Origin of the sequence: Actinomadura formosensis, assembly GCF_050948385.1 — a bacterium.
Classification (GTDB): Bacteria; Actinomycetota; Actinomycetes; order Streptosporangiales; family Streptosporangiaceae; genus Spirillospora; species Spirillospora formosensis.
Window position 1 is genome coordinate 3318394 of record NZ_CP192011.1, and the last position, 26326, is coordinate 3344719.

Consider the following 26326-nt stretch of genomic DNA (forward strand, 5'->3'; position numbering starts at 1 on the left):
GGCCGGCGCGGGGATGGCGGGGGTTGTACTCCTCCTCACGACGGCCTGCAGCGGGGGCGAGAAGGACGCCGGTGTCACCGTGGGCGAGAAGGGCGACGCGAGCGTCCCGCAGGTGACGATCAATCCGGGTGACGGCAACACCAAGGCCGCGCCGGAGAGCGGCGTCGTCGTGACGGCCGCGGGCGGCACCCTGGAACAGGTGTCCGTCACGCTCAAGGGCAAGCCGGTGTCGGGCGAGATGGCCGCCGACAAGGCCAGCTGGAGGTCGCGCACGCTGCGCCCCGGCGCCAAGTACCAGGTCACCGCGGTCGCCAAGAGCCCCAAGGGCAAGTCGACGACGGTCAACGCGACGTTCGCCACGGCGAAGGCGGCGAACACGCTGCAGATCGTCGACATCACCCCGAGCAGTAACGAGAAGGTCGGCGTCGGCATGCCGATCCAGGTCGTCTTCAACCGCGCGGTCGCCGACAAGAAGGCCGTGGAGAAGGCCCTGGAGGTCAAGTCCACCAAGCCCGCCACCGGCGCCTGGTTCTGGATGAACGACACCACCGTGATCTTCCGCACGAAGAACGGGGAGTACTGGCAGCCCAACCAGCAGGTCGCGTTCCGGGCGAAGCTGGCCGGCGTCAAGTCGGGCAAGCAGACCTACGGCGTGTCGGACTTCACGCGCAGGTTCCGCATCGGTGACTCGCACATCGTGCACGTCAGCACCAAGACCCACAAGGCCGTCGTCATGAAGAACGGCAAGAAGGTCCGCAGCTGGCCGATCAGCGCCGGCCGCGGTGGACGCGTGGTCAACGGCGTCGACACCTTCCTCACCACCAGCGGCATCCACCTGACCATGGGCAAGGAGAATCCGGCGATCATGACGTCGGAGTGGATGGGCGTCGACCCCAAGGACAAGAAGAACGGCGGCTACAAGGAGGAGATCCCGTTCGCGGTGCGGATCTCCAACAGCGGCGAGTACGTCCACGCCATGGCCGGCACCGTGTGGGCGCAGGGCCGCCAGAACGTCAGCCACGGCTGCGTCAACTCCCCGCCCAGCCAGGCCCGCTGGTTCTACAACTTCTCCTACCGCGGCGACCCGGTGATCATCACCGGGAGCAAGCGGAAGCTCGACTGGAACAACGGCTGGAGCTACTACGAGATGCCGTGGAGCCGGTGGGTCAAGGGCAGCGCCCTCGACCGGACCGTGACCACCGGATGACGTTGCCGGGACCCGCGCGCGGGAAATGGCCGGACGAGGCCGTCTGCGATCGGGGACCCGGTGAGCGAGTCAGCACGTCCACTGCGCCTGCGGCGCCGCGTCCGGCGCAGGGCACACCGTGTCCTGCGCCGTTCGGCGCTCTGGGGGCTGCGCCCGCTGCGCCTGCGGCGTCGCGTCCCGCCGCCCGGTGACCGGCTCCGCGTCCGCGTCCTGCTGCAGAGCGCGCACGGCGCGGGCGGCACGATCCGCACGGTGCTCAACCTGTGCGGGTACCTGGCCCGTGATCACGACGTCGAGATCGTCAGCGTGGTGCGCAACACCAGGAAGCCGTTCTTCCCGCTCCCCGCGGGCGTCACGGTCACCTACGCCGATGACCGCTTCGCCCCCAAGGGCAGGGCGGCCCGCCTGCTGGAGCGGCTGCCGAGCCTCCTGATACCGGCGGACGAGGCGTCGTTCCGCCACGTGACCCTCTTGACGGACGTCCGGCTCCTGCGCGCGGTGTACCGCCCGCCGGTGGACGTTCTCATCGGGACCCGGCCGTCCCTCGTGCTGCTGGCCGCGGAACTCGGCCCGCGCGGCGTCGCCACGATCGGGCAGGACCACATGAATCTGGGCTCCTACCAGCCTCCCCTGCGGCGGCAGGTCCTCCGCGCGTACCGGCGGCTCACCGTCCTCGCCACGCTCACCGAGGCCGCCCGCGCCGACTACGCGGCGGCGCTCGCCGGGACCGGCGTCCGCATCGTGCGGATCCCGAACGCCGCGCCGCCGCTCCCCGCGGTCCCGTCCCGCCGCGAGCACAAGGTCATCCTGGCCGCCGGGCGGCTCGTCCGTACCAAGGGCTTCGACCTGCTGCTGCGCGCCTTCGTGCCGCTCGCCGCCGAGCATCCCGACTGGACGCTGCGCATCTTCGGGTCCGGGGCGCGGCGGGACCGGCTGCAGGCGATGATCGCCGAACTCGGCCTCACCGGACGGGCCGAGCTGCGGCCGAAGACCCCCGACCTGCCGGCCGAGATGGCGCGCGCGTCGATCTACGTCCTGTCGTCGCGCCGCGAGGGCATGCCGATGGTCGTGATCGAGGCGATGGGCATGGGCCTGCCGGTCGTTTCGTTCGACTGCCCGCACGGCCCCGCCGAGCTGATCACCTCCGGTGCGGACGGGCTGCTCGTCCCCGCCGAGGACGTGGACGCCCTCACCGCGGCGCTCCGCAAGCTGATCACCGACCCGGAGCTGCGGGCCCGGCTCGGCGACCGGGCGCTGCGGTCCGTGCGCTCCCACGACATGGAGCACATCGGCCCCCGCTGGTCGCGTCTCATCACGTCGGCCAGTGCCGGGCGGTGATGCCCGCCGTCACGGCGGCCCTGTTTCCGGTCCCGGCGGGGCAGTGGGAATACTGGCGGTGTGAGTGAGGAGTCTCGTTCGGGGGCGGAGCACGCGCGGCTCGTCCTGCCGGAGCTGAAGCTGGACGATCTGCTGACCGAGCTGCAGACCCGGCTGGAGGCGGCCCGGTCGACGCGTGACCGCGTGCACGCGCTGCTGGAGGCCGTCGTCACGATCGGCGGCGACCTGGAACTGGCGACGGTGCTGCGGCGGCTCGTCGAGGCCGCCACCACCCTGGTCGACGCCCGTTACGGCGCCCTCGGCGTCGTCGGTGACGGGGGGGAGCATCTGATCCGGTTCGTCACGACCGGGATGAGCGACGAGGAGATCAAGGCGATCGGGCACTGGCCGCGCGGCGAAGGCATCCTCGGCCTGCTGATCCGCGAGCCGCATTCCCTGCGGCTGGCGGACCTGACCGAGCATCCCGACTCCGCCGGGTTCCCGCCGAACCATCCGCCGATGCGGTCGTTCCTGGGCGTGCCGATCCGGGTGCGGGACGAGGTGTTCGGCAACCTCTACCTGACCGAGAAGGCCGGCGGCGGCGAGTTCGACGAGGAGGACGAGGTCGTCGTGACCGCCCTGGCCACGGCCGCGGGCGTGGCGATCGAGAACGCCAGGCTGTACGAGGAGACGCGGCGCCGGGAGCGGTGGCTGGAGGCGTCCGCGGAGATCTCCACCGCGCTGCTGTCGGGCACCGACCCGCACGAGGTCATCGACCTGGTCGCGCGTCGGGCCCGGGAGATCGCCGACGCGAGGCTGAGCAGCGTGACGCTGGTGGACGAGGCGGGCGGCGACGCCGTGCTGGAGGCGGCCGACGGCGTGGGCGCCCCCCGCCTGCGGGGCATGCGCATCCCGATGGAGCGCTCGGTGTCGGGGAGGGTGTTCGCCGAGGGCGCGCCGCTGCGGCTGGCGGACGGCTCGGCGGCGGTGCAGGGGGCCGGTGCGCCGCCGGGGCTGCCCGTCGGGCCGCTGCTGGTGGTTCCGCTCGGCACCGGCACGTCCGCGCGCGGCGCGATCACGGTCATCAACCCGCCCGGCGGCGCGGTGTTCTCGGAGGAGACGCAGCGGCTGCTGGAGGCGTTCGCGGGGCAGGCGGCGGTGGCGCTGGAGCTGGCCGACCGCCGCCGCGACACCGAGCGGCTGGTGCTGCTGGAGGACCGCGACCGGATCGCCAAGGACCTGCACGACACGGTGATCCAGCGGCTGTTCGCGACCGCGATGGGGCTGATGGCCGCGATCAAGATCGCCCAGCGGCCGGAGGTGGCGACCCGGGTGCAGCGGGCGGTGGACGACCTGGACGACACCATCCGGCAGATCCGCTCGACGATCTTCGCGCTGCAGGCGCCGCCGGACGAGGAGTCGCTGCGCAGCCGGGTGCGCGTTCTCGTCGACGCCGCCGCCGAGCGGCTGGGGTTCGCGCCGTCCGTGCGGCTCGCCGGGCTCCTGGACACGGCGGTCGACGACCGGATCGGCGAGCAGCTTCTCGCCGTCGTCCGGGAGGCGCTGTCGAACGTCGCCCGGCACGCCCGCGCCACCGAGGCGTCCGTGCGCATCGAGGTCGGCGACGACCTGACCCTGCGGGTCGAGGACGACGGCGCCGGCATCCCCGAGGGCGCCGCCGGCGGCGGCCTGCGCGACATGCGCGAGCGCGCCGAGAACCTCGGCGGGTCGCTGTCCACCCGCGCCCGTCCCGGCGGCGGCACCATCCTCGTCTGGCGCGTCCCGCTCAAGGACGTCGGGGATGAAAGCGGGGAGAAGGAGGGCGGGGAAACGCCGTCCGATCAGGCGCGTTCGAGCATGCCGCGGATGTAGGCGGCCTGCCCCGCGTGCTCCAGGTCGTCGGAGATCACGCTGATCAGCCGCACGGCGAGCGTGACCGGCGGGTCCCACGCGCGGTCCACGATCCGGTCCAGGTCGGCGTCGGTCAGCCCGGACACGTACTCCACGGTCCGGTCGTGCACGGCGTCGTGGTACCCCGTCAGCAGGTCCGCCGACTCGACCCTGACCGCCCCGACCTCGTCGGAGGTGTGCCCGTACCCGGTGTCGGACGCGTCCAGCGGCAGCGCGAACCGGCCGGCCCAGCCGTCCCGCGTCCACAGCTGCGGGGTGCCGGCCACGTCCGCGACGTGGTCGTCCTGGACGCGGGTCAGGTGCCAGACGAGCCATGCGATCGAGTTGGCGCCGGTGGCGGGACGGTGGGCGAGCTGAGCAGCGGTGAGCCCGTCCGCGGCCCCGTGGACCGCCTCCCGGATCCGGCCGAAGGCGTCGGCGAGCAGTTGCGCACTGGTCATTGGGAGGACGCTACCCCGATCGGGCCGGATCTCTCGGCCCGGCCGCGGCGGATTCGGCGGCCGGGCCCGGCACGGGGAAGGGCGCGGGGGAGGGCAGGCGGGCGGTCACGGTGAGGCCGCCGCCCGGTCGCGGCGCCGCCGTCACCGTGCCGCCGTGGGCGGTCGCGGTCGCCCGGACGATCGACAGGCCCAGCCCGGAGCCGCGGTCGGACCGCACCCGGTCGTTGCCGAGCCGCCGGAACGGCTCGAAGAGCGTCTCGATCTCGTAGCCGGGGACGACCGGCCCGGTGTTGGTGACGACGACCTCCGCCCATCCGTCCCGGCCACGGGTGGTGACCGACAGCTCACCGCCGTCGTGGTTGTGCCGGACCGCGTTCTCCACGAGGTTCTGCACGAGCCGCTCGATGAGCACGGGATCACCGGACGTGGGCGCCGGGCCGAGCCGCCGGCCGGTGGTCACGCCGTGCGCCCGTGCCTCGGGCGCCGCCTGGTCGAGGACGTGCCCGGCCACGTCCGCGAGGTCGAACGGCGCGGCGTCCACCACGGCGTTCTCGGTGCCGGCGAGGGTGAGCAGCCCGTCGATGAGGCGCTCGTGCCGGGCGTTGACCACCAGGAGCGACTCGCCGAGCCGCTTGACGTCGCCCGTGGCGTCCGGGCGGCGCACCGCCACATCGACGAGCGTCCGGTTGATCGCGAGCGGGGTGCGCAGCTCGTGCGAGGCGTTCGCGACGAACCGCCGCTGGCCGTCGAACGCCCTCGCCAGCCGGCCCAGCATGGCGTCGAAGGTGTCGGCCAGCTCCTTGATGTCGTCGCGGGGTCCCTCGTAGCCGATCCGCTCGGTGAGGTCGTGGCCGCGCGCCACCCGCCGCGCCGTCTCGGTGATCGCGTGGACCGGCCGCAGCGCCCGGTCGGCGAGCAGCCAGCCGAAGCCGAGCCCCGCCGCGCCGACCAGGCCGAGCGCGATGCCGCCCTGCGTCAGCAGCGCGCTGAGCGTCTCCCGCTGGTAGTCCTTGCGTCCCGCGACCAGCACCTTCTGGAGGGCGGCTTCGGGGGGTTCGCCGGTGAGCGAGCCGGACGGCGGCAAGCCGGAGACGCTCTTGGTCTCGAAGATCTGGTTCTCGGGCGGTCGCTGGCGCAGGTTGTTCTGCACCAGCAGGTACGTCAGGCCCAGCAGGACGATCCCGGCGCAGAGGAACAGGCCGGTGTAGAGCATCGTGAGCCGCATCCGGATCGTCGGCCGCAGCCGCTCGGTGAACCTCGTCATGGAATCCGGTACCCCGCTCCCGGGACGGTTTCGATGACCGGGGGATCACCGAGTTTGCGGCGCAGCTTCATCAGCGTCACCCGGACGGTGTTGGTGAACGGGTCGGTGTGCTCGTCCCACACCTTCTCCAGCAGCCACTCGGCGGACACGATCGTCCCGTCCGCGCGCAGCAGCTCGGCCAGCAGCCCGAACTCCTTGCGGGCCAGGTGCACGTACCGGCCGTCCCGGTACACCTCCCGGCGGGACGGGTCGAGCCGGATGCCGGCGCGCTCCAGCGTCGGCGGCGCCGCCGGGCGGGCGCGCCGGCCGAGCGCCTGGATCCGCGCGACCAGCTCCTCGAACGCGAACGGCTTGGTCAGGTAGTCGTCGGCGCCGATCCGCAGCCCGTCCACCCGGGCCGGGACGGTGACGGCGGCGGTGAGCATCAGCACCCGCACGAGCGCCCCGGACTCCACGACCGCGCGGCACACGTCGTCGCCGTGCACGACGGGCAGGTCCCGGTCCAGCACGAGCACGTCGTAGTCGTTCACGCCGAGGCGTTCGAGCGCGGCGTCCCCGTCGTAGACCACGTCCACGGCGAGGGCCTCGGCCCGCAGCCCCTCGGCGATCGAATCGGCGAGCATCCGCTCGTCCTCGGCGATCAGTACCCGCACCTCTGCCGTCCCGTCTCCGCGAATGCGTGGTCTCTGCGGATCGGCGCCCCCCGGCGCCGTCCCGCCGTCCCAGCTTGGAGGAGCGGGCGTAACGCCGGCATAACCCGATCCGGTTACGCCCGGGTTACCCGCCGCGGGCTGGACTTGCGGTCGCCGCCGGCGGACCGCCCGGCGGAGACGACAGGGAGACCGACCGATGCGACGACAGACGTTCGCGGTGCTGGCGCTCGTCCCGGCCCTCGCCCTCGGGGCGCAGGGCTGCGGGGGCGACGGCAAGGGCGCCAAGGCCGCCGGCACCGCCAAGGCCGCGGATGACCATGAGAAGATGCGCCGGTTCGCCCAGTGCATGCGCGACAACGGCGTGGACATGCAGGACCCGCAGGACGGCAAGCTCACGATCCGGGCGTCCGGCAAGCCGGGCGAGGGCGGCGGTCCCGGCGGCGACGACAAGGTCGAGGCCGCGCAGAAGAAGTGCCGGCATCTGATGCCGAACGGCGGCAAGCCGCCCAAGCCGAACCCCGAGCAGATCGCGCAGATGCGCGGGCTCTCCAAGTGCATGCGCGATCACGGAATCACCGAATTCCCCGACCCCGACCCCAACGGCGGCATCAAGATACAGGCCGGGAAGGGCACCGGGCTGGACCCGGAGAGCCCGAAGTTCAAGGACGCGCAGAAGGCGTGCGCCAAGTTCGAGCCGGACGCCCCCTCCACGACCACGGGCAGGGACTAGTGACCAGGACGCGCACACTCGTCCTGGGCGCCGCCGGGGTGGCCGTCGCGGGCGGCGCGGGTCTCGCCGCCGCCGGGCTCGGCGGCGGCGGCGGCGCCCCGGCCGCCGCGCACGGTGCGCTGCCGCCCGCGACGGCGGCGATCGAGCGGACCACGCTGGTCGAGACGCAGGAGGCGGACGGCACGCTCGGCTACGGCGGCACCCGCACCGTCTCCGCCGCCGGGCGCGGCACGGTCACCTGGCTGCCCGGCGCCGGATCGGTGATCCCCAGGGGACGGCCGGTGTACCGGGTCGACAACAAGCCGGTGCCGCTGCTGTACGGCAGGCTGCCGATCTACCGGACGCTCGCGGCGGGGACGGAGGGCACCGACGTCCTCCAGCTCGAACGGAACCTCCAGGCCCTCGGCTACACCGGGTTCACCGTCGACAAGACCTACAACGCCGCCACCGCCGCGGCCGTGAAGCGCTGGCAGGACGCCCTCGGCGTCGAGGAGACGGGCACGGTCCGGCCGGGGGCGGCCGTCGTCGCGTCCGGCCGGATCCGGGTGGCCGAGCGCAAGGCGAGCGTCGGCGACCGCCTCGGCGGCCCCGTCCTCACCTGCACCGGGACGACCCGCGTCGTGACCGTCGACCTGAACGTGCAGTACCAGCGGCTCGCGAAGAAGGGGGCCGCGGTGGAGATCGAGCTGCCGTCCGGCGACACCGTCAAGGGACGGATCACCTCGGTCGGGAAGGTCGCCAAGCAGGGCAAGGAAGACCAGCCGTCCACCATCGAGGTCGAGATCGCGATCGGTTCGCAGCACAGGCTCGGCTCCTACGACAAGGCGCCCGTCGAGGTGAGCCTGACCGCGAACCGGCACAACGGCGTCCTCGCCGTCCCGGTGGGCGCGCTGCTCGCCCAGGGCGACGGCGGGTACGCCGTCCAGGTCGTCCAGGACGGGCGGGTCCGCACGGTGCCGGTGGAGACCGGCGTGTTCACCGGGGGCCGGGTCGAGATCTCCGGATCCGGCCTGGCGGAGGGCATGAAGGTGGGGGTGCCCTCATGACACCGGTCGTGGAGTTGCGGGAGGTCACCAAGACCTACCCGGGCGGCGTCACCGCGCTGGACGGGGTGTCGCTGACCATCGTGGAGGGCGAGCTGGTCGCGATCGTGGGGCCGTCGGGGTCCGGGAAGTCGACGATGCTGCACCTGCTCGGCACGCTCGACCGGCCGAGCGCCGGCACCGTCCTCGTCGAGGGCACGGACGTGTCGCGGCTGCCGGACCGGCGACTGTCGGCGCTGCGCGCCCGCCGGATCGGTTTCGTGTTCCAGCAGTTCCACCTCGCCGCCGGCGTCAGCGCGCTGGACAACGTCGCGGACGGGCTCCTGTACGGGGGCGTGCCGCTCGCGCAGCGGCGCCGCAGGGCCCGGCACGCGCTGGAGCGCGTCGGGCTCGGGCACCGGCTCGGGCACCGGCCGCACCAGCTGTCCGGCGGGGAGCGGCAGCGCGTCGCGATCGCCCGCGCGGTCGTCGGGGAACCCGCGCTGCTGCTGGCGGACGAGCCGACCGGCGCGCTGGACTCGGCGTCCGGCGCGGGCGTCCTGGACCTGCTGCGGGAGCTGTCGGCCGGCGGCACGACCGTCGCGCTGATCACGCACGACCGGGACATCGCCGCGCTGCTGCCCCGCCAGGTGGGGATGCGCGACGGCCGGATCGTCCACGACGACGCACGGGTGGAGGCGGCACGATGACGAATCCGCGCGGGGACGCGCCGTCCCGGCTCGGGCCGGGGGACGTGCTGCGCGTCGGGGCCGCCGGGCTGCGGTCCCGGCCGATGCGGGTGTTCCTGTCCGCGCTCGGCATCGCGATCGGCATCGCCGCGATGATCGGCGTGGTCGGCATCTCGACGTCGAGCCGTGCCCAGCTCCAGGCCACCCTCGACAGGCTCGGCACCAACCTGCTCACGGTCGGGCCCGGCCGCGACCTGTTCGGCGCCGATGCGAAGCTCCCGGAGGAGTCGGTCGGCATGGTGGGGCGGATGCCGGACGTCGAGTCGGCGTCCGCGACGGCGGCTCTGGAGGACGCCCACGTCTACCGCAACGACCACATCCCGGAGGGGGAGAGCGGCGGGATCAGCGTCCTTGCGGCCCGGCTCGACCTGCCGAAGACCATCGGCCTCACCATGGCCACCGGCAGGTGGCTCAACGCCGGCACCGCCAGGTACCCGGCCGTGGTGCTCGGCTCGGAGACGGCCGCGCGCCTCGGCGTGGCGACGCCGAACGTCCAGGTGTGGCTCGGCTCGCAGTGGTTCACGGTCGTCGGCGTCCTGGCCCCGAACCAGCTCGCCCCCGAACTGGACTCCGCGGCGCTCGTCGGCTGGGACGCCGCCGTGAGCCGCCTCGGCTTCGACGGCCACCCCACCACCGTCTACACGCGCGCCCGCGAGGACGCGGTGGAGAAGGTGCGGGATCTGCTGGCCGCCACCGCCAGCCCGCAGGCGCCGAACGAGGTCCAGGTCAGCCGCCCGTCCGACGCGCTGGCGGCGCGGGACGCCACCGACAGGGCGTTCACCGGCCTGCTCCTCGGCCTCGGCGGCGTCGCGCTGCTGGTCGGCGGGGTGGGCGTCGCCAACACGATGGTGATCTCGGTCCTGGAACGCCGCGCCGAGATCGGCCTGCGCCGCTCCCTCGGCGCGACCCGCGGCCAGATCAGGATGCAGTTCCTCACCGAGTCGCAGCTCCTCGCCGCGCTCGGCGGCGTCGGCGGGGTGGCCATCGGCATCGTCGTCACCGCCGTGTTCGCCGTGACGCAGGGCTGGCCGACCGTCGTCCCGGTCTGGGCGATGGCGGGCGGGATACTCGCCACCCTCCTCATCGGCGGCATCGCGGGCCTGTACCCGGCCCTGCGGGCCGCGCGCCTCCCCCCGACCGAGGCGCTCGCCACGCCGTGACGTCCCTCGCCTGGACCCGCCGGGGGCGGCTCACCGGCCGGTCAGTACCGGCCGGACGGCGCGCAGGCGGCGGGTCCAGGTGGTGAGCGTGGGATGCCGGTACGGCGCGGTGGCGTCGTAGAGCCAGCCCTGGTGGCTGCGCCCGGGGACCTCCAGCCGGACGAGCGGCACGTAGGAGTCGGCGCGGATGCCCTCGTACCCGTGGCGGACGATGGAGTGGTAGATGTCCTCGGACACGATCAGCACCAGCGGCGCGCGGGTGCGGCGCAGCGCGCTCTTCGCCTGCGGCGAGTCGAGCAGCCGGCAGGCGATGTCGAGCGCCTCGCCGAAATTGCCGTGGCCGTCGTTGTGCACCTCTCCGGCATGCACGACGACGCGAATGCGAATTCGCCGGTCACCGCCGGACGCGATCGACTGCGCGGCGTTGTATTCGGCGAGCAGCGCGGACAGGATCGGTACCGCCGGGTGCAGCAGCAGCGTTTTCGGGACCTCATCGAAAGGCTGTACGAGAACCAGCGCGCCATCGCCCCGGTCGACATACTCCTCCCGGTATCTCTCCCCGATTCCGGCCCGGTTGAACGCCTCCTCCAGCAGCCGGTAGAGGGTGCGCCTCAGCTCGGCCTTGACCGGGTCGGTGCGCGCCGTCGAGCCCTCGATGTCCACCGCCAGGATCGCCCGGTACCGCGGCCGGATCCGGGCGCGGTCCACCGCCGGAAGCCGGGGCCCGGACGCGTCCACGAGCACGGGACGCCCGGTCCTCGGCCCTGCGGTCCGCACGGCCGTCTCATGGTTCATTCCCCGCGCCCCTTTCTCGCCTGCCCCATGGTCCCGCAGGAAATGATCCTGACATTACCCCTCTTGTCCGGCAACCCAGGCGAGCCCAGCCGGGAGACCGGGTTTTCCCGGTGAATGTGAATTCCTTTCATCAGGTGTTGAATGGGCGCTGAGCAGTCCCCGGCCGACGGCCGGCCCCGCGTCAAGGGATGCGCGTCCCGAATGCTCCCGGCCTCGCGGGGACTCCGGCCCCACAAGATCGGGACGGAAAGGCCGGAACGGCGCGTGCGTCGATCGGATAACGCCGCCGGGAACGTCCGCCCGGATCCGGGAGACTGCGGGGTGCGCCCGCTCACCGGGAGACCGGCCCGGCGCCGCGTCCGGGAAAGCACGGACCGGCGCTCCGTGGGTTTCCGGTGGCAGGGCATGCCCCGAGGTCCGAGCATGGAGAGGATGGTCGTGGTGATTTCCGCACCGCGGCGGCGCAGGTCGCCACCGTGGTTCGGCGCGGAGACGAGGCGCGCCCTCCTCGCCGGACTGGTGGTCGCGGGGCTGGCCCTGCTCGCCGGCTGGCCGTACTGGCGGCACCATCCGGCCGCCGCCGCGACCACGCTGGTCAGCTGCACCGCCATCGCGGTGGCGGGCGTGCTGCTCGGCACCGGCGCGCGGACCCGCCGCACCGGGCTGCTGTTCGTGGCCGCGTCGGCCTGCTGGGCGGTCAACTGGGCGGCCAGCTGGGACGCGACCATCGGGCCGATCCTGTCGCCGTACGCGCAGGCCGACTTCTACCTCGCGATCGCCGTCGGCGTCCTGCTCTACCCGGGCGGCCGGCTGGAGTACCTCGCCGACCGGGTCTGGACGGTCCTGGCGTGCGTGATCCTCTGCTGCTGCCCGACGGCGCTGTGGGTCACCTCCGAGCCCGAGTGGGCGGCGTTCCGCGGTGAGTCGGTGTGGTGGCCCGCGCCGTTCCCCGACCGGGAGGTCTTCCGGGTCGTCCTGTGGGCGTCCGCCGTGCTGTACGTGCTCCTCGCCCTGTCGTACGCCGTCGTGCTGATACTGCGGCTGCCGAGGATGAGCCGGATGCGGCGCATGCTCACCCTCCCGGTGGCGGTCGTCCTCGCGTTCGTGGGGATCTCGGCCGCGCTCACCCAGCGGCCGATCATGGAGGACTCGATCCCGCTGGACGACCTGCTCGGCGTCTACGTGGTGCAGGGCGCGATGGCCGCCCTCCTGCCGCTCACCCTGCTCGCGTCCGCGCTGCGGATCCGCATCGGCGAGCTGACCGTCGCCGGCCGGATGCTGCGGCTGACCGCGCCGGTGTCGGTCGAACGGGTCCGGGACGCGCTGCGGGACGTCCTGCGCGACCCGACGCTGGAGCTGTGGTTCTGGGCGCCGACGGAGCAGACCTACGTCGACACCACCGGACGCCCCGTCGCCCTCGGCCCGGACGACGGCCTGGACGCCGACCCGAAAGAGAACGGCGTTTACGGCGGCGTCCATGACGGCGGTCACGACGAGGGGGGCCGCTGGCGGCGCCGGGTGCGCGGCGCCGCCGGGGATCCGCTCGCCGTCGTGGAACTCGGCGGCGCGCTCCGCGATCACGGCTCCCTGGTCGAGGCCGCGCTCGCCGCGGGCGGCCGGGCGCTGGAGACCGCGCGGCTGCAGGCCAGCGTGCACGCCGGCCTCGAACAGGTCCGGTCCGCCTACCGGCGGCTCGTCCGCGCCGAGGCCGTGGAGCGCGAGCGCCTCGCCCGCGACCTGCACGACGGCGCGCAGCAGCGGCTGCTCGCGCTCGGCGCGATGCTCGGGACGCTGGAGGCCGTCACCGGCGACCCCGCGGTGAAGGAGCATGCCCGCGTCTGCCGCGCCGAACTGGTCGAGGCGCTGGCCGAGTTGCGCTCGCTCGCCCGCGAGGTGCAGCCCGCGCTGCTCGTCCAGGACGGCCTGGGCCCGGCGCTGGAGGTCGTCGCCGAGCGCGTCGGCATCCGCGTCAAGCTCGATGTCACCCCGCGGCGGTTCTCCCGCGAGATCGAGTCCACGCTTTACTCGGTGCTTTGCGAGACGCTGTCGTACGCTGTCGACCGCGCGCGTGCGACCCAGGTGGACGTCCGGGTCGGCCACGAGGACGGTCGGCTGGCCGTGGAGGTGACCTGTGACGGCACGGGTTCCCGCGATCCCGCCACCGATCTCGCCGGGCTGTCCGGCCGCGTCGGGGCCCTGCGCGGCCAGATGGAAATCGGCGGCGGCCCCGGCGCGGGCACGACGGTAAGGATGGACCTGCCATGCGAGTAGCCGTGGCGGAGGACAGCGGGATCTTCCGGCAGGCGCTGGTCACCCTGCTCACCACGGTCGGCATCGAGGTGGTGGCGTCCGCCGGGTCCGGGGAGGAACTGCTCGCCCGGGTCACCGGCGACCCGCCCGACGTCGCGATCGTCGACCTGCACATGCCGCCGACGTTCACCAACGAGGGGGTCGTGGCCGCGCGGCGGCTGCTGGAGCGCCACCCGGGCCTCGGCGTCCTGGTCCTGTCCGCCTACAACGAGACCCCGCAGGCGATGGAGCTGTTCCGCGACCAGCCGCGCGGCGTCGGCTACCTGCTGAAGGACCACGTCACGGACGTGGAGAACCTGCGGTCCGCGCTGGAGCGGGTCATGCGCGGCGAGGTCGTCATCGACCCGGACGTGGTGAGCCGGCTCGTCGAGGCCCGGCACCGCGAGCAGGAGCTGTCCCGGCTGTCCGGCCGTGAGCGGGAGGTCCTGGCGCTGATGGCCGAGGGCCACTCCAACGCGGGGATCGGCAAGCGGCTGCACCTGTCCGCCCGGACCGTCGAGGACCATGTGCGGGCGATCTTCACCAAGCTGAAGATCGCCTCGACGGGCGGTCCGCCGGGTCCGCAGGACAGCAACAAGCGGGTGCTGGCCGTCCTCACGTGGTTGCGGGCCGCCGAGACCCGCTGAGCGCCGGCCCCCGCCGGGCGCCTTGATCGGGCGCGCATCAATCGGGTAACGGGCCCTCGCGTTCCGTGCCCGGGGTGCGGGAAACTGGCCGCGCGAGTCGGGGGCGGGTCAGGCGAACCGGTGGTGGCCCCCGCGTGCGCCACCGGGACGCGCCACGGCCCCGTGCCCGGGGTACCGCGTCCGGCACGTTCCATGCTCCCGGTGCCGAGGGCCGCGCACATCCGGGAAAACCCCACTCCCGGACGGTGGTTTCCCGGAGACGACACGGAAGGAACGCGGTGAGGGCCGTTCTCCGCCGGCCGTCGTGGCTGGGCGCGCCGGTCCGCCGCGCGCTGGGCGCGGGCACGGCGGTCGCGGCGGTGGCGCTGGGCTGCGGCTGGCCGCACTGGCGCGGGCATCCGGCCGCCGCCGCGGTCACGCTGGCGTGCTGCGGCGGGTTCGCGGTCGCGGGCGGCCTGCTCGCCGCCGGCCGGCTCGGGCGGCGGACGGGCGCGGCGTTCCTCGGCGCCGCCGCGGCCTGGGCGGTCATGTGGTCGGCGGCCTGGAACACCGGGATCACGCCGCTGCTGTCGGTCTTCTCCCAGTCGGTGTTCTTCGTCGCGATCGGCGTCGGCGTCCTGCTGTATCCGGGCGGCCGGCTGGAGGGCGCCGCCGCCCGGCTGTGGACCGCCGCCGCCGTCGTGATCATGGTCGGCGGGCAGGCCCTGATGTGCGCGGTCTCCCGGCCCCGCTGGAACGGCTTCGCCGCCTCGGTGGCGTGGCCGTCCGTCCGTCCCGACCAGGAGGTCTTCGGCGGCGTCCAGCGCGCGCTGACCGCGGCGATGGCGGCGCTCGCGGGCGCGCTGGTGATCATCCTGGTGGCCCGGCTGCGCCGCACCGGGCGGCTGGACCGCGCGCTCGCCCTGCCCGTCGCGGTCGCCGTGCCGGCCGGCGTCACCGGTGCCCTGGCCGTCCAGGGCACACTCCTCGGCATCGGCGTGGAGCTGGACGACGTCCTGTGGGTCTACCTCGTCCAGGGGATCTGCGCCATGGTGCTGCCGCTCGTGTTCCTCATCACCGCGCTGCGCGTCCGGTTCGCCGAGCTGACCGTCGCCGAGCGGATGCACCGCCTCACCGCCCCCGTCTCCGCGGTGAAGGTCCGCGACGCGCTGCGCGGCATCCTGGGCGACGCCACCCTCGACCTGTGGCTCTGGGCCGACGGCGGCTACGTCGGCGTGGACGGCCGCCGGGTGGACGCCCCGCTGGAGCCCCGGCCGGGACGCTGGCGGCACCGGGTCCGCACGTCCGGCGGTGAGCCCCTCGCCACCGTCGACGTCGCCGCCGCCCTCCGCGGCCACGAGCCGCTCGTGGAGGCGGCGCTGCTGGCGGGCGGGCGGACGCTGGAGACCGTCCGGCTGCAGGCCGTCGCGCAGGCCAACCTCGAACGTGCCCGCGCCGCCAGGGAACGCCTGGTGCGCGTCCAGGCCGCCGAACGCGAGCGGCTCGCCGCCGAGCTGAAGCGCAGCGCGCGTGCGCGGCTCCGCGCGCTGGAGCGGACGCTCGCCCGGCTGGAGGACGTGGCCGGGGACCCGGCGGCCCGTGCGCAGGCCCGCGCCTGCCGCCGCGAACTCGCCGGGGCCGTCGCCGAACTGGACGACCTGGCCCGCGGCGTGCACCCGGCGATCCTCGCCGAGGCCGGCCTCGGCCCGGCCCTGGAACTGGTCGCGGCCCGCGCCGCGGTGCCCGTCCGGCTCGACCTGCCCGCCGGCCGCCTCCCGGCCGAGATCGAGTCGACCCTCTACTTCGCGCTCTGCGAGGCCATCGCCAACGCCGTCAAGCACGCCCGGGCCGGCTCCATCGCGCTGACCGTCCGGCCCGCGCCCGGCGAGATCACGGCCGAGGTGCGCGACGACGGGGTGGGCGGTGCGGCCCCGTCCCCGCGCGGCGGCCTGGCCGGCCTGACCGACCGCGTCCGCGCCCTCCGCGGCCACGTCGCCCTCGACAGCCCGCCCGGCGGGGGCACCACCCTGACGATCACCCTTCCCGCCGGGGACTAGTGCGCCGCCAGCGCGTCGAGGGCCTGCTCGGTGGTCGGGTGGGCGATGAGGTGCCGGTCCAGGCCGCTGCGCTCGATGATCGCGCGGAACCGCCGCTCCGGGCGCGCCAGCACGAACTCGCCGCCGGCCTGGTGCGCGGCCTTCCAGATGACGATGAGCGCGTTGAGGCCGGAGGAGTCGCAGAAGCCGACCTCGCCGACGTCCAGGACGACCCGCGGCGGCGGCGTCAGGCCGCGCATGCCGGCGAGGACGTGCTCGCGCAGCAGGTCGGCCGTGAGGATGGTCAGCTCCCCCTCCGCCGCCACGAGCAGGCAGGGGCCGCGGACCTGGCTGCGGACGCGCAGCGTGTCGGCGGTGGAGGGGTCCGACGGCCCGTCGGCTCCGAGAGACATGCTGATCACCTTCCGTTGGTGGCCGGGCACCCGGCGTACCCGCGAAGAGCGAGGTCATGCAGCACCCCGATGTATTGGGGAGGGAGCCGCCTTGAGCGGGCAAGTTAGCTTAGGCTAGCCTCACTTTGTGCTGTCCCCCGCGCGAACGCCGCCGCCGCGCCCCCCGGCGCGGGGGGGACGCGGCTCCCACCGGCTCCGGCTCGTCCTGCTCGCGGCGGCCCTGCTGGCGACCGTCGTGGGGAGCCTCGCGATCGGCGCCGGCCATGTCCCGCTCGGGCGGGTGCTGCCCGGCGTGTTCTCCCCGGACGGCGGGTCACGCGCGGAGCTGATCGTCCACGAGCTGCGGCTGCCGCGCACCCTCCTCGGCATCGCCGTCGGAATGGCGCTCGGCCTCGCCGGCGCGGTGATGCAGGCCCTCACCCGCAACCCGCTCGCCGAGCCGGGACTGCTCGGCGTGAACGGCGGCGCGGCGCTCGCCGTCGTCCTCGTCATCGCCGCGACCCGCGCGGACGACGTGCTCGTCTGCGTCTGGGCGGCGTTCGCCGGCGCGGCGGGCGCGGCGGCCCTGGTGTACCTGATCGGCGCGCGGGGACGCGGCGGCGCCGCACCCGCCCGGCTGGTGCTCGCCGGGGCGGCCGTGAACGCCGTGTCCAGCGCGCTGACGGCCGGCGTCATGCTGCTCACCCCGCACACCTTCGGCGGCTTCCGGTTCTGGCAGGTCGGCTCCCTGGGCGGCCGGGAGATGCCGGTCCTCCTGCGCGTCCTGCCGTTCATCGCGGCGGGCACGGTCCTGGCGCTGCTGCTCGCCCGCCCGCTGAACGCGCTCGGCATGGGCGACGACGCGGGCCGCGCCCTCGGCTCGCGTCCCGGCCGGACGCGGGTGCTCGGGGCGGCCGCGGTGGTGCTGCTGTGCGGGTCGGCGACGGCGGCGGCCGGGCCGATCGCGTTCCTCGGGCTGGCCGTCCCGTTCATCGTCCGGACGGCCGTGGGCCCCGACCAGCGGCTCGTCCTGCCGTACTCGCTGCTGCTCGCGCCCGTCCTGCTGCTCGGCGCGGACATCATCGGCCGCGTCAGCGCGCCCGGCGAACTGGAGACCGGCATCGTCACCGCGTTCCTCGGGGCGCCGCTGTTCGCCGTGATGGTGCGGCGGGGAAGGACGCGCGACCTGTGAGAGTGCTGCGCGCGGGGGCGCTGTCGCTGCGCTGGGAGCCGCGGGCCGCGGCGGTGTGCGGGGTGCTGGCGGCGGCCGCGATCGGCGCCGCCGTTCTCGTCGTCGGCTCGGGCGAGTTCCCCATCTCGCCGCCGGACGTGGTGCGCGCCGTCCTCGGGCAGGGCGATCGTGCCACCGGGTTCATCGTGACGGCGCTGCGGCTGCCGCGCGCCGTCACCGGGCTGCTCGCGGGCCTCGCGCTCGGGCTCAGCGGCGCGATCTTCCAGAGCGTCTCCCGCAACCCGCTCGGCAGCCCCGACCTGATCGGCTTCACCACCGGCTCGGCGACCGGGGCGCTGCTGCAGATCCTGGTGTTCGGCGGCGGCGCCGCCGCGATCACGGCCGGCTCGGTGGCGGGCGCGGTGCTGACCGCGCTCGCCGTCTACCTGGTCGCCTACCGGCGCGGCGGCGGCGTGCACGGCGTCCGGCTGGTGCTGATCGGCGTCGCGGCGGCGGCGATGCTGGAGGCGCTGAACTCCTACCTCATCACCCGGGCCGACCTGCGCGAGGCGTACGAGGCCGCGTTCTGGCTGACCGGCAGCCTCAACGGACGCGACTGGGATCAGGCCGTCCCGCTGGCGCTGGCGCTGGCCGTGCTCCTCCCGGCCGCGCTGCTGCTCGCCCGCCCGCTCGGCATGGGGGAGCTGGGCGACGACGCGGCGCAGGCGCTCGGCGTCCCGGTCCAGCGGACCCGCGCGCTGCTCATCGCCGCCGGGGTGGGCCTCGCCGCGGCGGCGACCGCGGCGGCCGGGCCCGTTCCGTTCGTCGCGCTGGCCGCGCCGCAGCTCGCCCGGCGGCTGACCCGGCGTCCCGGCCCGCAGCTGCTGCCCGCCGCGCTGACCGGGGCCGCGCTCCTGGCCTGCGGCGACCTCATCTCGCTCCATCTTCCGGTCGCGGTGCCGGTGGGCGTCGTCACCGGCGTCCTCGGCGGCGTGTACCTGGCCTGGCTGCTTTCCACCACGGGACGGAAGGGGACGACGTGACCCGGTTGCGCGCGGAGGATCTCACCCTCGCCTACGAGAAGCGAGTCGTCGCCGAACGGCTGGGCGTGCAGATCCCGGACGGGTCGTTCACCGTCATCGTCGGCCCGAACGCGTGCGGGAAGTCGACGCTGCTGCGCGCCCTCGCCCGGCTGCTGCGTCCCCGCGAGGGAACCGTCTACCTGGACGGCGACCCGATCGGGGCGCTGGCCCCGAAGCGGCTCGCGCGGCGGCTCGGGCTGCTGCCGCAGTCGCCGCTCACCCCCGAGGGCATCACGGTCGGCGATCTCGTGGCGCGCGGCCGGTACCCGCACCAGAGCCTGCTGCGCCAGTGGTCGCGGGAGGACGAGGCCGCGGTCACCGAGGCGATGGAGGCCGTCGGCGTCACCGGCCTCGCGGACCGGGTGGTGGACGAGCTGTCCGGCGGCCAGCGCCAGCGGGTGCGGCTCGCCCTCGTCCTGGCCCAGCGGACCGGAATCCTGCTGCTGGACGAGCCGACCACGTACCTGGACATCGCCCACCAGATCGAGGTCCTCGACCTGTGCGCGCGGCTCCATGAGGAGGGCCGCACCCTCGTCGCCGTCCTGCACGACCTCAACCATGCCTGCCGGTACGCCACGCACCTGATCGCGATGCGCGGCGGGGAGGTGCTGGCCGAGGGACCGCCCGCCGAGATCGTGACGGCCGAGCTGGTGGAGCGCGTGTTCGGGCTGCCGTGCCGGGTCATTGCCGACCCGGAGACGGCGACGCCGCTGATCGTCCCGGCCGGGCGGCGGCGCACGTTGACGGCAGAAAACCCCTAAATTAGGTTAGCCTTACCTAATTTGAAAGGGGTTCCGTGCTGACCTGGGAAGAGCTGCAGACCACGCTGGCCGAGATACTGGGCGAGCGCGCGGAGGCGGACGACAACCTCATCGAGCTCGGGATGGACTCGATCCGGCTCATGCGGCTGACCGGCCGGCTGCGCCGCCGCGGCATCGAGATCCGCTTCGCCGAACTGGCCGAGCGCCCCACCCTCGCGGAGTGGTGGGACCTGCTCGCAGAGAAGGGCCGGGCGGAGGTGACCGGGCGTCCTTCCGGACGTGAGCCCGCCGGCATCGAGCCCGGCCGCCCTTTCCCGCTCGCGCTGATGCAGCACGCGTACTGGATCGGCCGCGACTCCGGCCAGCCGCTCGGCTCGGTCGCCGCGCACCTGTACGCCGAGCTGGACGGCCGCGCGATCGACCCCGCCCGGTTCGAGGCGGCCGTCCGCGCCCTGGCGCGGCGGCACCCGATGCTCCGCGTCGCGGTGGCGGACGACGGCACCCAGCGCATCCTGCCCGAACGCCCCGGACCCGCCGTGACCGTCCACGACCTGCGCCCGGCGGACGATCCCGGTGCCGAGCTGGCGCGCATCCGGGCCGAGATGTCGCGGCAGCGCCTGCCCATCGAGGACGGCCGCGTCTTCGACGCCCGCCTCAGCCTGCTGCCCGACGGCACCGCCCGCCTGCACCTGGACGTCGACATGATCGCCGCCGACGCGATGAGCTACCGCGTCATGCTGGCCGACCTCGCCGCCCTGTACGGGGGCGAGACCCTCGCGCCGATCCGCTACGGCTACGCCCGCTACCTCGCCGACGACCCCCGCGCCGCGGCCCGCGAGCGGGACCGGCGCTGGTGGGCCGGACGGCTCGCGGACCTGCCCGGCCCGCCCGAGCTGCCCGTCGTCCCCGAGCCCGGCGACCGCGTCGAGCGCAGGCACCACTGGCTCCCGCCGGACGGCAAGGACCGCCTCATCGCCCGCGCCCATGCCGAGGGCGTCACCCCGGCCATGGCCCTCGCCGCGGTGTTCGCCGAGGTCATCGGCGCCTGGTCGGCCACGCCGCGCTTCCTGCTCAACCTGCCGCTGTTCCACCGCGAGCCCGTCCACCCGGACGTGGACTCCGTCGTCGGCGACTTCACCGGCTCGATCATGCTGGAGACCGACCTGCGCGAGGACCTCCCGTTCGTCGAGCGGGCGCGGCGGCTGCAGGCGAACCTGCACACGGCGGGCGCGCACGGCGACTACTCCGGCCTGGAGGTGCTGCGCGACCTGTCCCGGCTGCGCGGCGAGCAGGTTCTCGCCCCCGTCGTCTACACCAGCGCCCTGAACCTGGGGGAGCTGTTCGGCGACCGCGTCCGCGAGCACTTCGGCGAACCGGAGTGGATCATCTCGCAGGGCCCGCAGGTGCTGCTGGACGCGCAGGTGACCGAGGTGTCCGGCGGCCTGCTGCTGAACTGGGACGTCCGGTGTCCCGCGTTCCCGGACGGCGTCGTCGAGGCGATGTTCGACGCCTACACGGCCGCGATCACCCGCCTGGGCGCGCCCGGCGCCGACTGGTCGGCGCCCCTCGGCATCACCGCGCCGCCGTCGCAGCTTCGCGTCCGGCACGCCCTGAACGCGACCCCGGCTCCGCCGCCGCGCACGCTGACCGGGGGTTTCTTCGCGCACGCCCGCCGCGCCCCGCACGCCCCGGCCCTGCACTGGGGCGACGACGGCACCCTGACCTACGGCGAGCTGGCCTCCCGGGCGCTGCGGGTCGCCTCCGGCCTGGTCGCCGAGGGCGTGCGCCCTGGAGATCGTGTCTCGGTCGAACTCGCGAAGGGGCCGGAGCAGGCCGCCGCCGTCCTCGGCGTCCTGGCCGCCGGAGCCGCCTACGTCCCCATCGGCCCGGAGCAGCCGGAGGCCCGCCGCGCCAAGATCCGTGCCGGTGCGCGCGTCGCCGCCGCCATCACGGCGGGCGGCCTCCCCGGCACCGAGCCGCTGCCGGAACCGGTCGCGGTCCGCCCGGACCAGGTGGCGTACGTCCTGTTCACCTCCGGCTCGACGGGTGAGCCGAAGGGCGTCGAGGTGTCGCACGGCGCGGCCATGAACACCATCGGCGACCTCGTCGAGCGGTTCGCGATCGCCGAGGACGACGTCACGCTCGGGGTGTCGGCGCTCGACTTCGACCTGTCGGTGTTCGACCTGTTCGCGCCCTGGTCGGCCGGCGGCGCGGTCGTCCTGCCCGGCGAGGATGAGCGGCGCGATGCCGTCCGGTGGAACGAGCTGGTGCGGCGCTGGTCGGTGACCGTCCTGAACTGCGTCCCGTCCGTGCTGGAGATGCTGCTGCACGCGGGACGCCCGCGGAGCCTGCGGCTCGTCCTGCTGGGCGGCGACTGGGTCGGCACCCACCTGCCCGCCCTGCTGGCGGAGCGCGCGCCGGGATGCCGGTTCGTGGCGCTGGGCGGGACGACGGAGACCGCGATCCACTCCACGGTGCAGGAGGTCGCGGGCGAGGTGCCGTCCGGCTGGCACGCCGTCCCGTACGGGGTGCCGCTGCGCGGCGTCGCGTGCCGGGTCGTGGACGAGCGGGGCCGCGACCGTCCCGACTGGGTGACGGGCGAGCTGTGGATCGGCGGCGCCGGGGTCGCGGACGGCTACGCCGGGGACCCCGGCCGCACCGCCGACCGGTTCGTCGCCTGCGAGGGCGTCCGCTGGTACCGGACGGGCGACCTGGCCCGCTACCGGCCGGACGGGACCCTCGAATTCCTCGGCCGCCGCGACCACCAGGTCAAGATCCGCGGCTTCCGGATCGAACTCGGCGAGATCGAGGCCGCGCTGCGGGACCATCCCGCCGTGGACCGGGCGGTCGCGCTGCTGTCCAACGGCCGGTTGGCCGCCGCCGTGGTGGCGTCCGGCGACCTTGACGCGGTGCTGGCCCACGCCGGCGGCCTGCTGTCCCCGCACATGGTGCCCGACCTGCTCGTTCCCCTGGACGAACTGCCGCTGACCCCGAACGGCAAGGTCGACCGCGAGGCCCTCGCCGCCCTGGCCGGCGCGCGGACGGCCACGTCCCATGCCGAGCCGGCGACGTCACTGGAGAAGGTGCTGGCCCGGATCGCCGCCGAGGTGCTGGGGGAGGAGCGCGTCGGCGCGGACGCCGACTTCTTCGCCCTCGGCGGCGACTCCGTCCTCGCCACCAGGGTGATCGCGCGGCTGCGCGAGGCGCTCGACACGACCGCGCTGCCGGTCCGGGTGCTGTTCGCCGAGCGGACCATCACCGGTGTCTGCCGCCGCTTCACCGAACTGGAGGACACGCCAGGACGCCTGGAGGCCGTCGCCTCCATCTGGCTGGAGGTCGAGGCCATGACCGAAGAGGAGCTCACCGCCCGCCTCGGCTGATCAGCCCGCTTCGGGCTCCGGACGCAGCCTCGCCGTCCGGAGCCCGGTGAGGGTCAGGGCCAAGGCCAGCGCGAGAACGGCGCTGACCGTCCCGTAGACGACGATGGCGGCGCCCGGCGCCAGATAGCGGCCGAGGGCCCCGGCCCCCAGCGACCCGATCGCGCCGCCGCCCGTCTCCTGCGCCGCCCACAGCGCGTTGACACGTCCCAGATACGAGCCGGGAGTGTGCGACTGGATCAGCCCGTACCGGAGGATCTCCTCGACCGACTCGACGAACCCGTACACGAACAGGATCGCCACCGCGAGCGCCGGGTGACGGGCCAGGCCCAGGCAGGCGAGCGCCGCGAACCCGGCGACGGAGGCGACGAGCAGCGCCAGGCCGGGTGCCCTCGCCGACCCGGCCCATCCGCTCGTCACGGACGCGAGCACGGCCCCGCACGCCGGCGCCGCGAACAGCAGCCCGACCGTGGTGGCGCCGCCGTCCAGGCTCCGGGCCGCGAACGCGGGCATCAGCACGGGGACACCGCCCGCGACCATGAACAGCAGGCCGAGCAGCATGAGCGAGCCCACGACCCGATGGGACGCGACGAAGCGGAACCCGTCCCCGATGGCCTGCAGCGGATTCGCCTCGGCCTTCCCGGCGGCCGGTCTGAGCGGCGGCAGCGTCGTCAGCAGCCCGAGCGTGCCGATCGTTCCGGCCGCCGCGGCGGCGTAGTTCCAGCCGACGCCGAACGCCGACACCACCAGGCCACCGAGCGCGGGCGAGGCCATCGACCCGAGCCGGACGGTCAGCGCGTTCAGCGCCCCCGCCGCGACCAGCTTGTCCGGCCCGACCAGCGCCGGGGTCGCGGCCAGCAGCGCGGTCACGCTGACACCGGTCGCCAGCCCGTCCCACGCCGCCAGCGCGTACACCGCGAGGAGCGACGGCGACGGAAGGAACGCGTTCAGCGCCAGCAGCGCGAACCCGATCCCGGCGGCCGTCCGGGCCCGCAGCATGAGCCGCCGCCGGTCGTGCCGGTCGGCGAGCACACCGCCCCACAGGAACCCGGCGAGCAGCGCGAGCCCCTCCGCCGCCGAGACCCCGCCGACGTGCACGGTCGAGCCGGTCAGGTCGTACACCTGCACCGGAAGCGCGACCGCCAGCATGCCGATCCCGAACACCGAGACGGTGCGGGCGGCGAACACGTTGCGGAACGGCCTGCTGTCGCGCAGGGGACCGATGTCCATGGCCAGTCGCCGGAGCATCCCGGGTTCTCCTCTGCCGATCGAGTAGCTAAGGTAAGCCTAGCCTTAGTTGATCGTGAAGGAGAGGACGAACCCGTGCAGCGGACGCTGATGAACGGAAAGATCCACCGCGCGACCGTCACCCAGGCGGACCTGCACTACGTGGGCTCCCTGACCATCGACGCGGACCTGATGGCCGCCGCCGACATCGTCGAGGGCGAACAGGTCCACATCGTCGACATCACCAACGGCGCCCGGCTCGTCACCTACGCCATCACCGGCGCGGCGGGCAGCGGCGTCATCGGCGTCAACGGCGCCGCCGCCCGCCAGGTCCAGCCCGGCGACCTGGTCATCATCATCAGCTACACGTCCATGGACGACGCGGCCCGCCACGAGCCCCACGTCGTCCACGTGGACGCCGCCAACCGCATCGTCGCGCTCGGCTCCGACCCGTCCGAGCCGGTCCCCGGCGCCCCCGCCCAGCTCGCGGGGCGGTGACCCGCCGGTGAGCATGGACGGCTTCACCCCCTGGCCCGCCGACCTCGAAGCCCGCTACAAGGCCGAGGGCTACTGGACCGGCCGCCTCCTCGGCGACGTCCTGCGCGGCGCCCCCGCCCACACCGCCCTGGTGGCCGGCGCCGACCGCCTCACCTACGCCGACCTCGACGACCGGGCCGCCCGCACCGCCGCCGGCCTCCTGCGCCTCGGCATCCGCCGCGGCGACCGCGTGGTCGTCCAGCTCCCCAACACCGCCGGCTTCGTGGTGACGTTCCTCGCGCTCGTCCGCATCGGCGCCGCCCCCGTCCTGGCCCTCCCCGCACACCGCGCCAGCGAAATCCGCCACCTCTGCGAACTGGCGGAGGCCCGCGCCTACATCTGCGCCGACCGCGACGGCGACTTCGACTACCGCGCGATGGCCCGCGAGCTCCCCGTAGAGCACGTGATCGTGGACGGTGAAGCCGAGGAGTTCCCCCCGCTGGCGTCCGTGGACGCCGAGCCGGCACCGATCGACGGCCCCGCCCCCTCAGACGTCGGCGTCTTCCTGCTCTCCGGCGGCACCACCGGCCTGCCGAAACTCATCCCCAGAACACACCGCGACTACGTCTACAACCTGGAGGCCAGCGCTGAGCTCTGCGGCTTCACGTCCTCCACGGTCTACCTGGTCGTCCTCCCCGCCGCGCACAATTTCGCCCTGGCCTGCCCCGGCATCCTCGGCGTCTTCGCCGCCGGCGGCACGGTGGTCCTGGCTCCCTCCGGCTCACCCGACGAGGCGTTCCCCCTCATCGAACGCGAACGCGCCACGGTCTGCGCGGTCGTCCCCCCGATCGCCCTCCTCTGGCTGGACGCGGTGACCTGGCAGGACGAGGACATCTCGTCCCTCCGGCTCCTCCAGGTGGGCGGCGCGAAGTTCGCCGCCGAACGGGCCGCCGAGGTCCCCGGCGTCCTCGGCTGCGCCGTCCAGCAGGTCTTCGGCATGGCCGAGGGCCTCCTCAACTACACCCGCCTGGACGACCCAGACGACCTGGTCGAACGGACCCAGGGCCGCCCCCTGTCCCCGGCCGACGAGATCCGCATAGTCGACGCCGACGGCAAGCGGGTCGCCCCCGGCGAGGTGGGCGAACTCCTGACCCGAGGCCCCTACACCCTCCGCGGCTACTACCGCGCCCCCGAGCACAACGCCCGCTCCTTCACCCCGGACGGCTTCTACCGCACCGGCGACCTGGTGAGAGAGTTGCCCTCGGGCCACCTCATCGTCGAGGGCCGCGAAAAGGACCAGATCAACCGGGGCGGCGACAAGATCTCCGCCGAGGAACTCGAAAACCATCTCCTCGCCCACCCGGCGATCCACGACGCCGCCGTGGTAGGCGTCCCAGACCCGACCATGGGCGAACGCACCTGCGCCTTCCTCATCCTCAGAGAAGCCGAAAAGCCCCCAACCCTCCGCGACCTGAAGGACTTCCTCCGCACCCGCGGCGTAGCCGCCTACAAATTCCCCGACCGCCTCGAAACGGTAAGCGAGTTCCCCCGAACCCCCGTAGGCAAAATCAGCAAAAAAACCCTCACCACCCGCGCCACGGCAGCTCTTCCGCCTCAACACGCGACCGGGCCTTGAGGCT

General features: G+C 74.3%; 22 protein-coding genes. 16 read left to right on the plus strand and 6 right to left on the minus strand.

Going from position 1 to position 26326, the window contains the following annotated elements:
- Positions 1–13 precede the first annotated feature (13 nt).
- From ACQP1N_RS15675 to ACQP1N_RS15685, 3 genes are read left to right on the plus strand one after another with little or no spacing between them, the layout of a single operon-like run.
- A complete protein-coding gene (locus ACQP1N_RS15675; RefSeq protein ID WP_433232088.1) occupies positions 14–1207 on the plus strand; it encodes an Ig-like domain-containing protein in 1194 nt (397 codons plus the stop codon).
- A gap of 60 nt (positions 1208–1267) precedes the next feature.
- Positions 1268–2545, plus strand: a complete 1278-nt coding sequence (locus ACQP1N_RS15680) for a glycosyltransferase family 4 protein (RefSeq protein ID WP_433232091.1) — start codon at positions 1268–1270, stop codon at positions 2543–2545.
- A 60-nt stretch (positions 2546–2605) separates the two neighbouring features.
- Positions 2606–4396: a GAF domain-containing sensor histidine kinase gene (locus tag ACQP1N_RS15685; RefSeq protein WP_131732873.1), complete on the plus strand. Its 1791-nt coding sequence runs from the start codon at positions 2606–2608 to the stop codon at positions 4394–4396.
- On the opposite strand, the gene ACQP1N_RS15690 is transcribed toward ACQP1N_RS15685, so the two are convergent.
- Genes ACQP1N_RS15690 through ACQP1N_RS15700 form a run of 3 tightly spaced genes read right to left on the minus strand, consistent with a single transcriptional unit; the run spans position 4366 to position 6792 of the window.
- The gene (locus ACQP1N_RS15690; RefSeq protein WP_433232095.1) at positions 4366–4875 is read right to left on the minus strand and encodes a mycothiol transferase; all 510 of its coding nucleotides are present in this window, start codon (positions 4873–4875) and stop codon (positions 4366–4368) included. The genes ACQP1N_RS15685 and ACQP1N_RS15690 overlap by 31 nt on opposite strands.
- Positions 4876–4885: 10 nt before the next feature.
- Complete coding sequence (locus tag ACQP1N_RS15695) at positions 4886–6139, minus strand: sensor histidine kinase (RefSeq protein WP_433232098.1); 1254 nt, start codon at positions 6137–6139, stop codon at positions 4886–4888.
- Complete coding sequence (locus ACQP1N_RS15700; RefSeq protein WP_067808029.1) at positions 6136–6792, minus strand: response regulator transcription factor; 657 nt, start codon at positions 6790–6792, stop codon at positions 6136–6138. The genes ACQP1N_RS15695 and ACQP1N_RS15700 overlap by 4 nt, the downstream gene beginning before the upstream one ends.
- A 196-nt stretch (positions 6793–6988) precedes the next feature.
- Between ACQP1N_RS15700 and ACQP1N_RS15705 the strand changes: the two genes are divergently transcribed.
- From ACQP1N_RS15705 to ACQP1N_RS15720, 4 genes are read left to right on the plus strand one after another with little or no spacing between them, the layout of a single operon-like run.
- A complete protein-coding gene (locus ACQP1N_RS15705; protein WP_067808026.1) occupies positions 6989–7522 on the plus strand; it encodes a hypothetical protein in 534 nt (177 codons plus the stop codon).
- Positions 7522–8568, plus strand: a complete 1047-nt coding sequence (locus ACQP1N_RS15710; protein ID WP_433232101.1) for an efflux RND transporter periplasmic adaptor subunit — start codon at positions 7522–7524, stop codon at positions 8566–8568. The genes ACQP1N_RS15705 and ACQP1N_RS15710 overlap by 1 nt, the downstream gene beginning before the upstream one ends.
- Positions 8565–9254 (plus strand): ABC transporter ATP-binding protein, encoded by a 690-nt coding sequence (locus ACQP1N_RS15715; RefSeq protein ID WP_433232103.1) that lies wholly within the window; start codon positions 8565–8567, stop codon positions 9252–9254. Before ACQP1N_RS15710 ends, ACQP1N_RS15715 begins: the two co-directional genes overlap by 4 nt.
- Positions 9251–10453, plus strand: coding sequence for an ABC transporter permease (locus ACQP1N_RS15720; protein WP_067807289.1), 1203 nt, complete (start codon positions 9251–9253; stop codon positions 10451–10453). Before ACQP1N_RS15715 ends, ACQP1N_RS15720 begins: the two co-directional genes overlap by 4 nt.
- A 30-nt stretch (positions 10454–10483) precedes the next feature.
- Here the strand turns inward: ACQP1N_RS15720 and ACQP1N_RS15725 are convergent, their stop codons facing one another.
- The gene (locus ACQP1N_RS15725) at positions 10484–11248 is read right to left on the minus strand and encodes a hypothetical protein (protein WP_433232107.1); all 765 of its coding nucleotides are present in this window, start codon (positions 11246–11248) and stop codon (positions 10484–10486) included.
- A 432-nt stretch (positions 11249–11680) separates the two neighbouring features.
- Here ACQP1N_RS15725 and ACQP1N_RS15730 point away from each other — a divergent pair, with 432 nt between their 5' ends.
- The 3 genes from ACQP1N_RS15730 (at position 11681) to ACQP1N_RS15740 (ending at position 16220) form a co-directional block, all read left to right on the plus strand.
- Positions 11681–13519, plus strand: a complete 1839-nt coding sequence (locus tag ACQP1N_RS15730) for a histidine kinase (RefSeq protein ID WP_433232110.1) — start codon at positions 11681–11683, stop codon at positions 13517–13519.
- A complete protein-coding gene (locus ACQP1N_RS15735) occupies positions 13510–14184 on the plus strand; it encodes a response regulator transcription factor (RefSeq protein ID WP_067807277.1) in 675 nt (224 codons plus the stop codon). Before ACQP1N_RS15730 ends, ACQP1N_RS15735 begins: the two co-directional genes overlap by 10 nt.
- 278 nt (positions 14185–14462) lie before the next feature.
- Positions 14463–16220, plus strand: a complete 1758-nt coding sequence (locus ACQP1N_RS15740) for a sensor histidine kinase (protein WP_433232113.1) — start codon at positions 14463–14465, stop codon at positions 16218–16220.
- Here ACQP1N_RS15740 and ACQP1N_RS15745 read toward each other — a convergent pair.
- Positions 16217–16612 (minus strand): STAS domain-containing protein, encoded by a 396-nt coding sequence (locus ACQP1N_RS15745; protein WP_131732948.1) that lies wholly within the window; start codon positions 16610–16612, stop codon positions 16217–16219. The genes ACQP1N_RS15740 and ACQP1N_RS15745 overlap by 4 nt on opposite strands.
- A gap of 127 nt (positions 16613–16739) precedes the next feature.
- Here ACQP1N_RS15745 and ACQP1N_RS15750 point away from each other — a divergent pair, with 127 nt between their 5' ends.
- From ACQP1N_RS15750 to ACQP1N_RS15765, 4 genes are read left to right on the plus strand one after another with little or no spacing between them, the layout of a single operon-like run.
- A complete protein-coding gene (locus ACQP1N_RS15750; RefSeq protein WP_433232117.1) occupies positions 16740–17783 on the plus strand; it encodes a FecCD family ABC transporter permease in 1044 nt (347 codons plus the stop codon).
- Positions 17780–18805 (plus strand): FecCD family ABC transporter permease, encoded by a 1026-nt coding sequence (locus tag ACQP1N_RS15755; protein ID WP_433232118.1) that lies wholly within the window; start codon positions 17780–17782, stop codon positions 18803–18805. Before ACQP1N_RS15750 ends, ACQP1N_RS15755 begins: the two co-directional genes overlap by 4 nt.
- The gene (locus tag ACQP1N_RS15760; protein ID WP_433232121.1) at positions 18802–19605 is read left to right on the plus strand and encodes an ABC transporter ATP-binding protein; all 804 of its coding nucleotides are present in this window, start codon (positions 18802–18804) and stop codon (positions 19603–19605) included. The genes ACQP1N_RS15755 and ACQP1N_RS15760 overlap by 4 nt, the downstream gene beginning before the upstream one ends.
- 35 nt (positions 19606–19640) lie before the next feature.
- Positions 19641–22985 carry an amino acid adenylation domain-containing protein gene (locus ACQP1N_RS15765; RefSeq protein ID WP_433232124.1) on the plus strand — a complete coding sequence of 1115 codons (3345 nt, stop codon included), beginning with the start codon at positions 19641–19643 and terminating at the stop codon, positions 22983–22985.
- On the opposite strand, the gene entS is transcribed toward ACQP1N_RS15765, so the two are convergent.
- On the minus strand, positions 22986–24230 hold the full coding sequence (gene entS, locus ACQP1N_RS15770) for an enterobactin transporter EntS (protein ID WP_433232126.1): 1245 nt from the start codon (positions 24228–24230) through the stop codon (positions 22986–22988). It abuts the gene before it with no gap.
- Between the two features lie 75 nt (positions 24231–24305).
- On the opposite strand from entS, the gene panD reads away from it, so the two are divergent.
- Together panD and ACQP1N_RS15780 are read left to right on the plus strand one after the other, a co-directional pair.
- Positions 24306–24707, plus strand: a complete 402-nt coding sequence (gene panD, locus ACQP1N_RS15775; RefSeq protein ID WP_433232129.1) for an aspartate 1-decarboxylase — start codon at positions 24306–24308, stop codon at positions 24705–24707.
- Between the two features lie 13 nt (positions 24708–24720).
- Positions 24721–26322: a (2,3-dihydroxybenzoyl)adenylate synthase gene (locus tag ACQP1N_RS15780; RefSeq protein ID WP_433232726.1), complete on the plus strand. Its 1602-nt coding sequence runs from the start codon at positions 24721–24723 to the stop codon at positions 26320–26322.
- Positions 26323–26326: the final 4 nt, after the last annotated feature.

What these genes read in the sequence shown, in the direction of transcription:
- ACQP1N_RS15675 (WP_433232088.1), top strand. Translation starts at nt 14, where the DNA reads ATGGCGGGGGTTGTACTCCTCCTCACGACGGCCTGCAGCGGGGGCGAG.
- ACQP1N_RS15690 (WP_433232095.1), bottom strand. Translation starts at nt 4,875, where the DNA reads ATGACCAGTGCGCAACTGCTCGCCGACGCCTTCGGCCGGATCCGGGAG.
- ACQP1N_RS15695 (WP_433232098.1), bottom strand. Translation starts at nt 6,139, where the DNA reads ATGACGAGGTTCACCGAGCGGCTGCGGCCGACGATCCGGATGCGGCTC.
- ACQP1N_RS15705 (WP_067808026.1), top strand. Translation starts at nt 6,989, where the DNA reads ATGCGACGACAGACGTTCGCGGTGCTGGCGCTCGTCCCGGCCCTCGCC.
- ACQP1N_RS15715 (WP_433232103.1), top strand. Translation starts at nt 8,565, where the DNA reads ATGACACCGGTCGTGGAGTTGCGGGAGGTCACCAAGACCTACCCGGGC.
- ACQP1N_RS15720 (WP_067807289.1), top strand. Translation starts at nt 9,251, where the DNA reads ATGACGAATCCGCGCGGGGACGCGCCGTCCCGGCTCGGGCCGGGGGAC.
- ACQP1N_RS15725 (WP_433232107.1), bottom strand. Translation starts at nt 11,248, where the DNA reads ATGAACCATGAGACGGCCGTGCGGACCGCAGGGCCGAGGACCGGGCGT.
- ACQP1N_RS15730 (WP_433232110.1), top strand. Translation starts at nt 11,681, where the DNA reads ATGGTCGTGGTGATTTCCGCACCGCGGCGGCGCAGGTCGCCACCGTGG.
- ACQP1N_RS15735 (WP_067807277.1), top strand. Translation starts at nt 13,510, where the DNA reads ATGCGAGTAGCCGTGGCGGAGGACAGCGGGATCTTCCGGCAGGCGCTG.
- ACQP1N_RS15745 (WP_131732948.1), bottom strand. Translation starts at nt 16,612, where the DNA reads ATGTCTCTCGGAGCCGACGGGCCGTCGGACCCCTCCACCGCCGACACG.
- entS (WP_433232126.1), bottom strand. Translation starts at nt 24,230, where the DNA reads ATGCTCCGGCGACTGGCCATGGACATCGGTCCCCTGCGCGACAGCAGG.
- ACQP1N_RS15780 (WP_433232726.1), top strand. Translation starts at nt 24,721, where the DNA reads ATGGACGGCTTCACCCCCTGGCCCGCCGACCTCGAAGCCCGCTACAAG.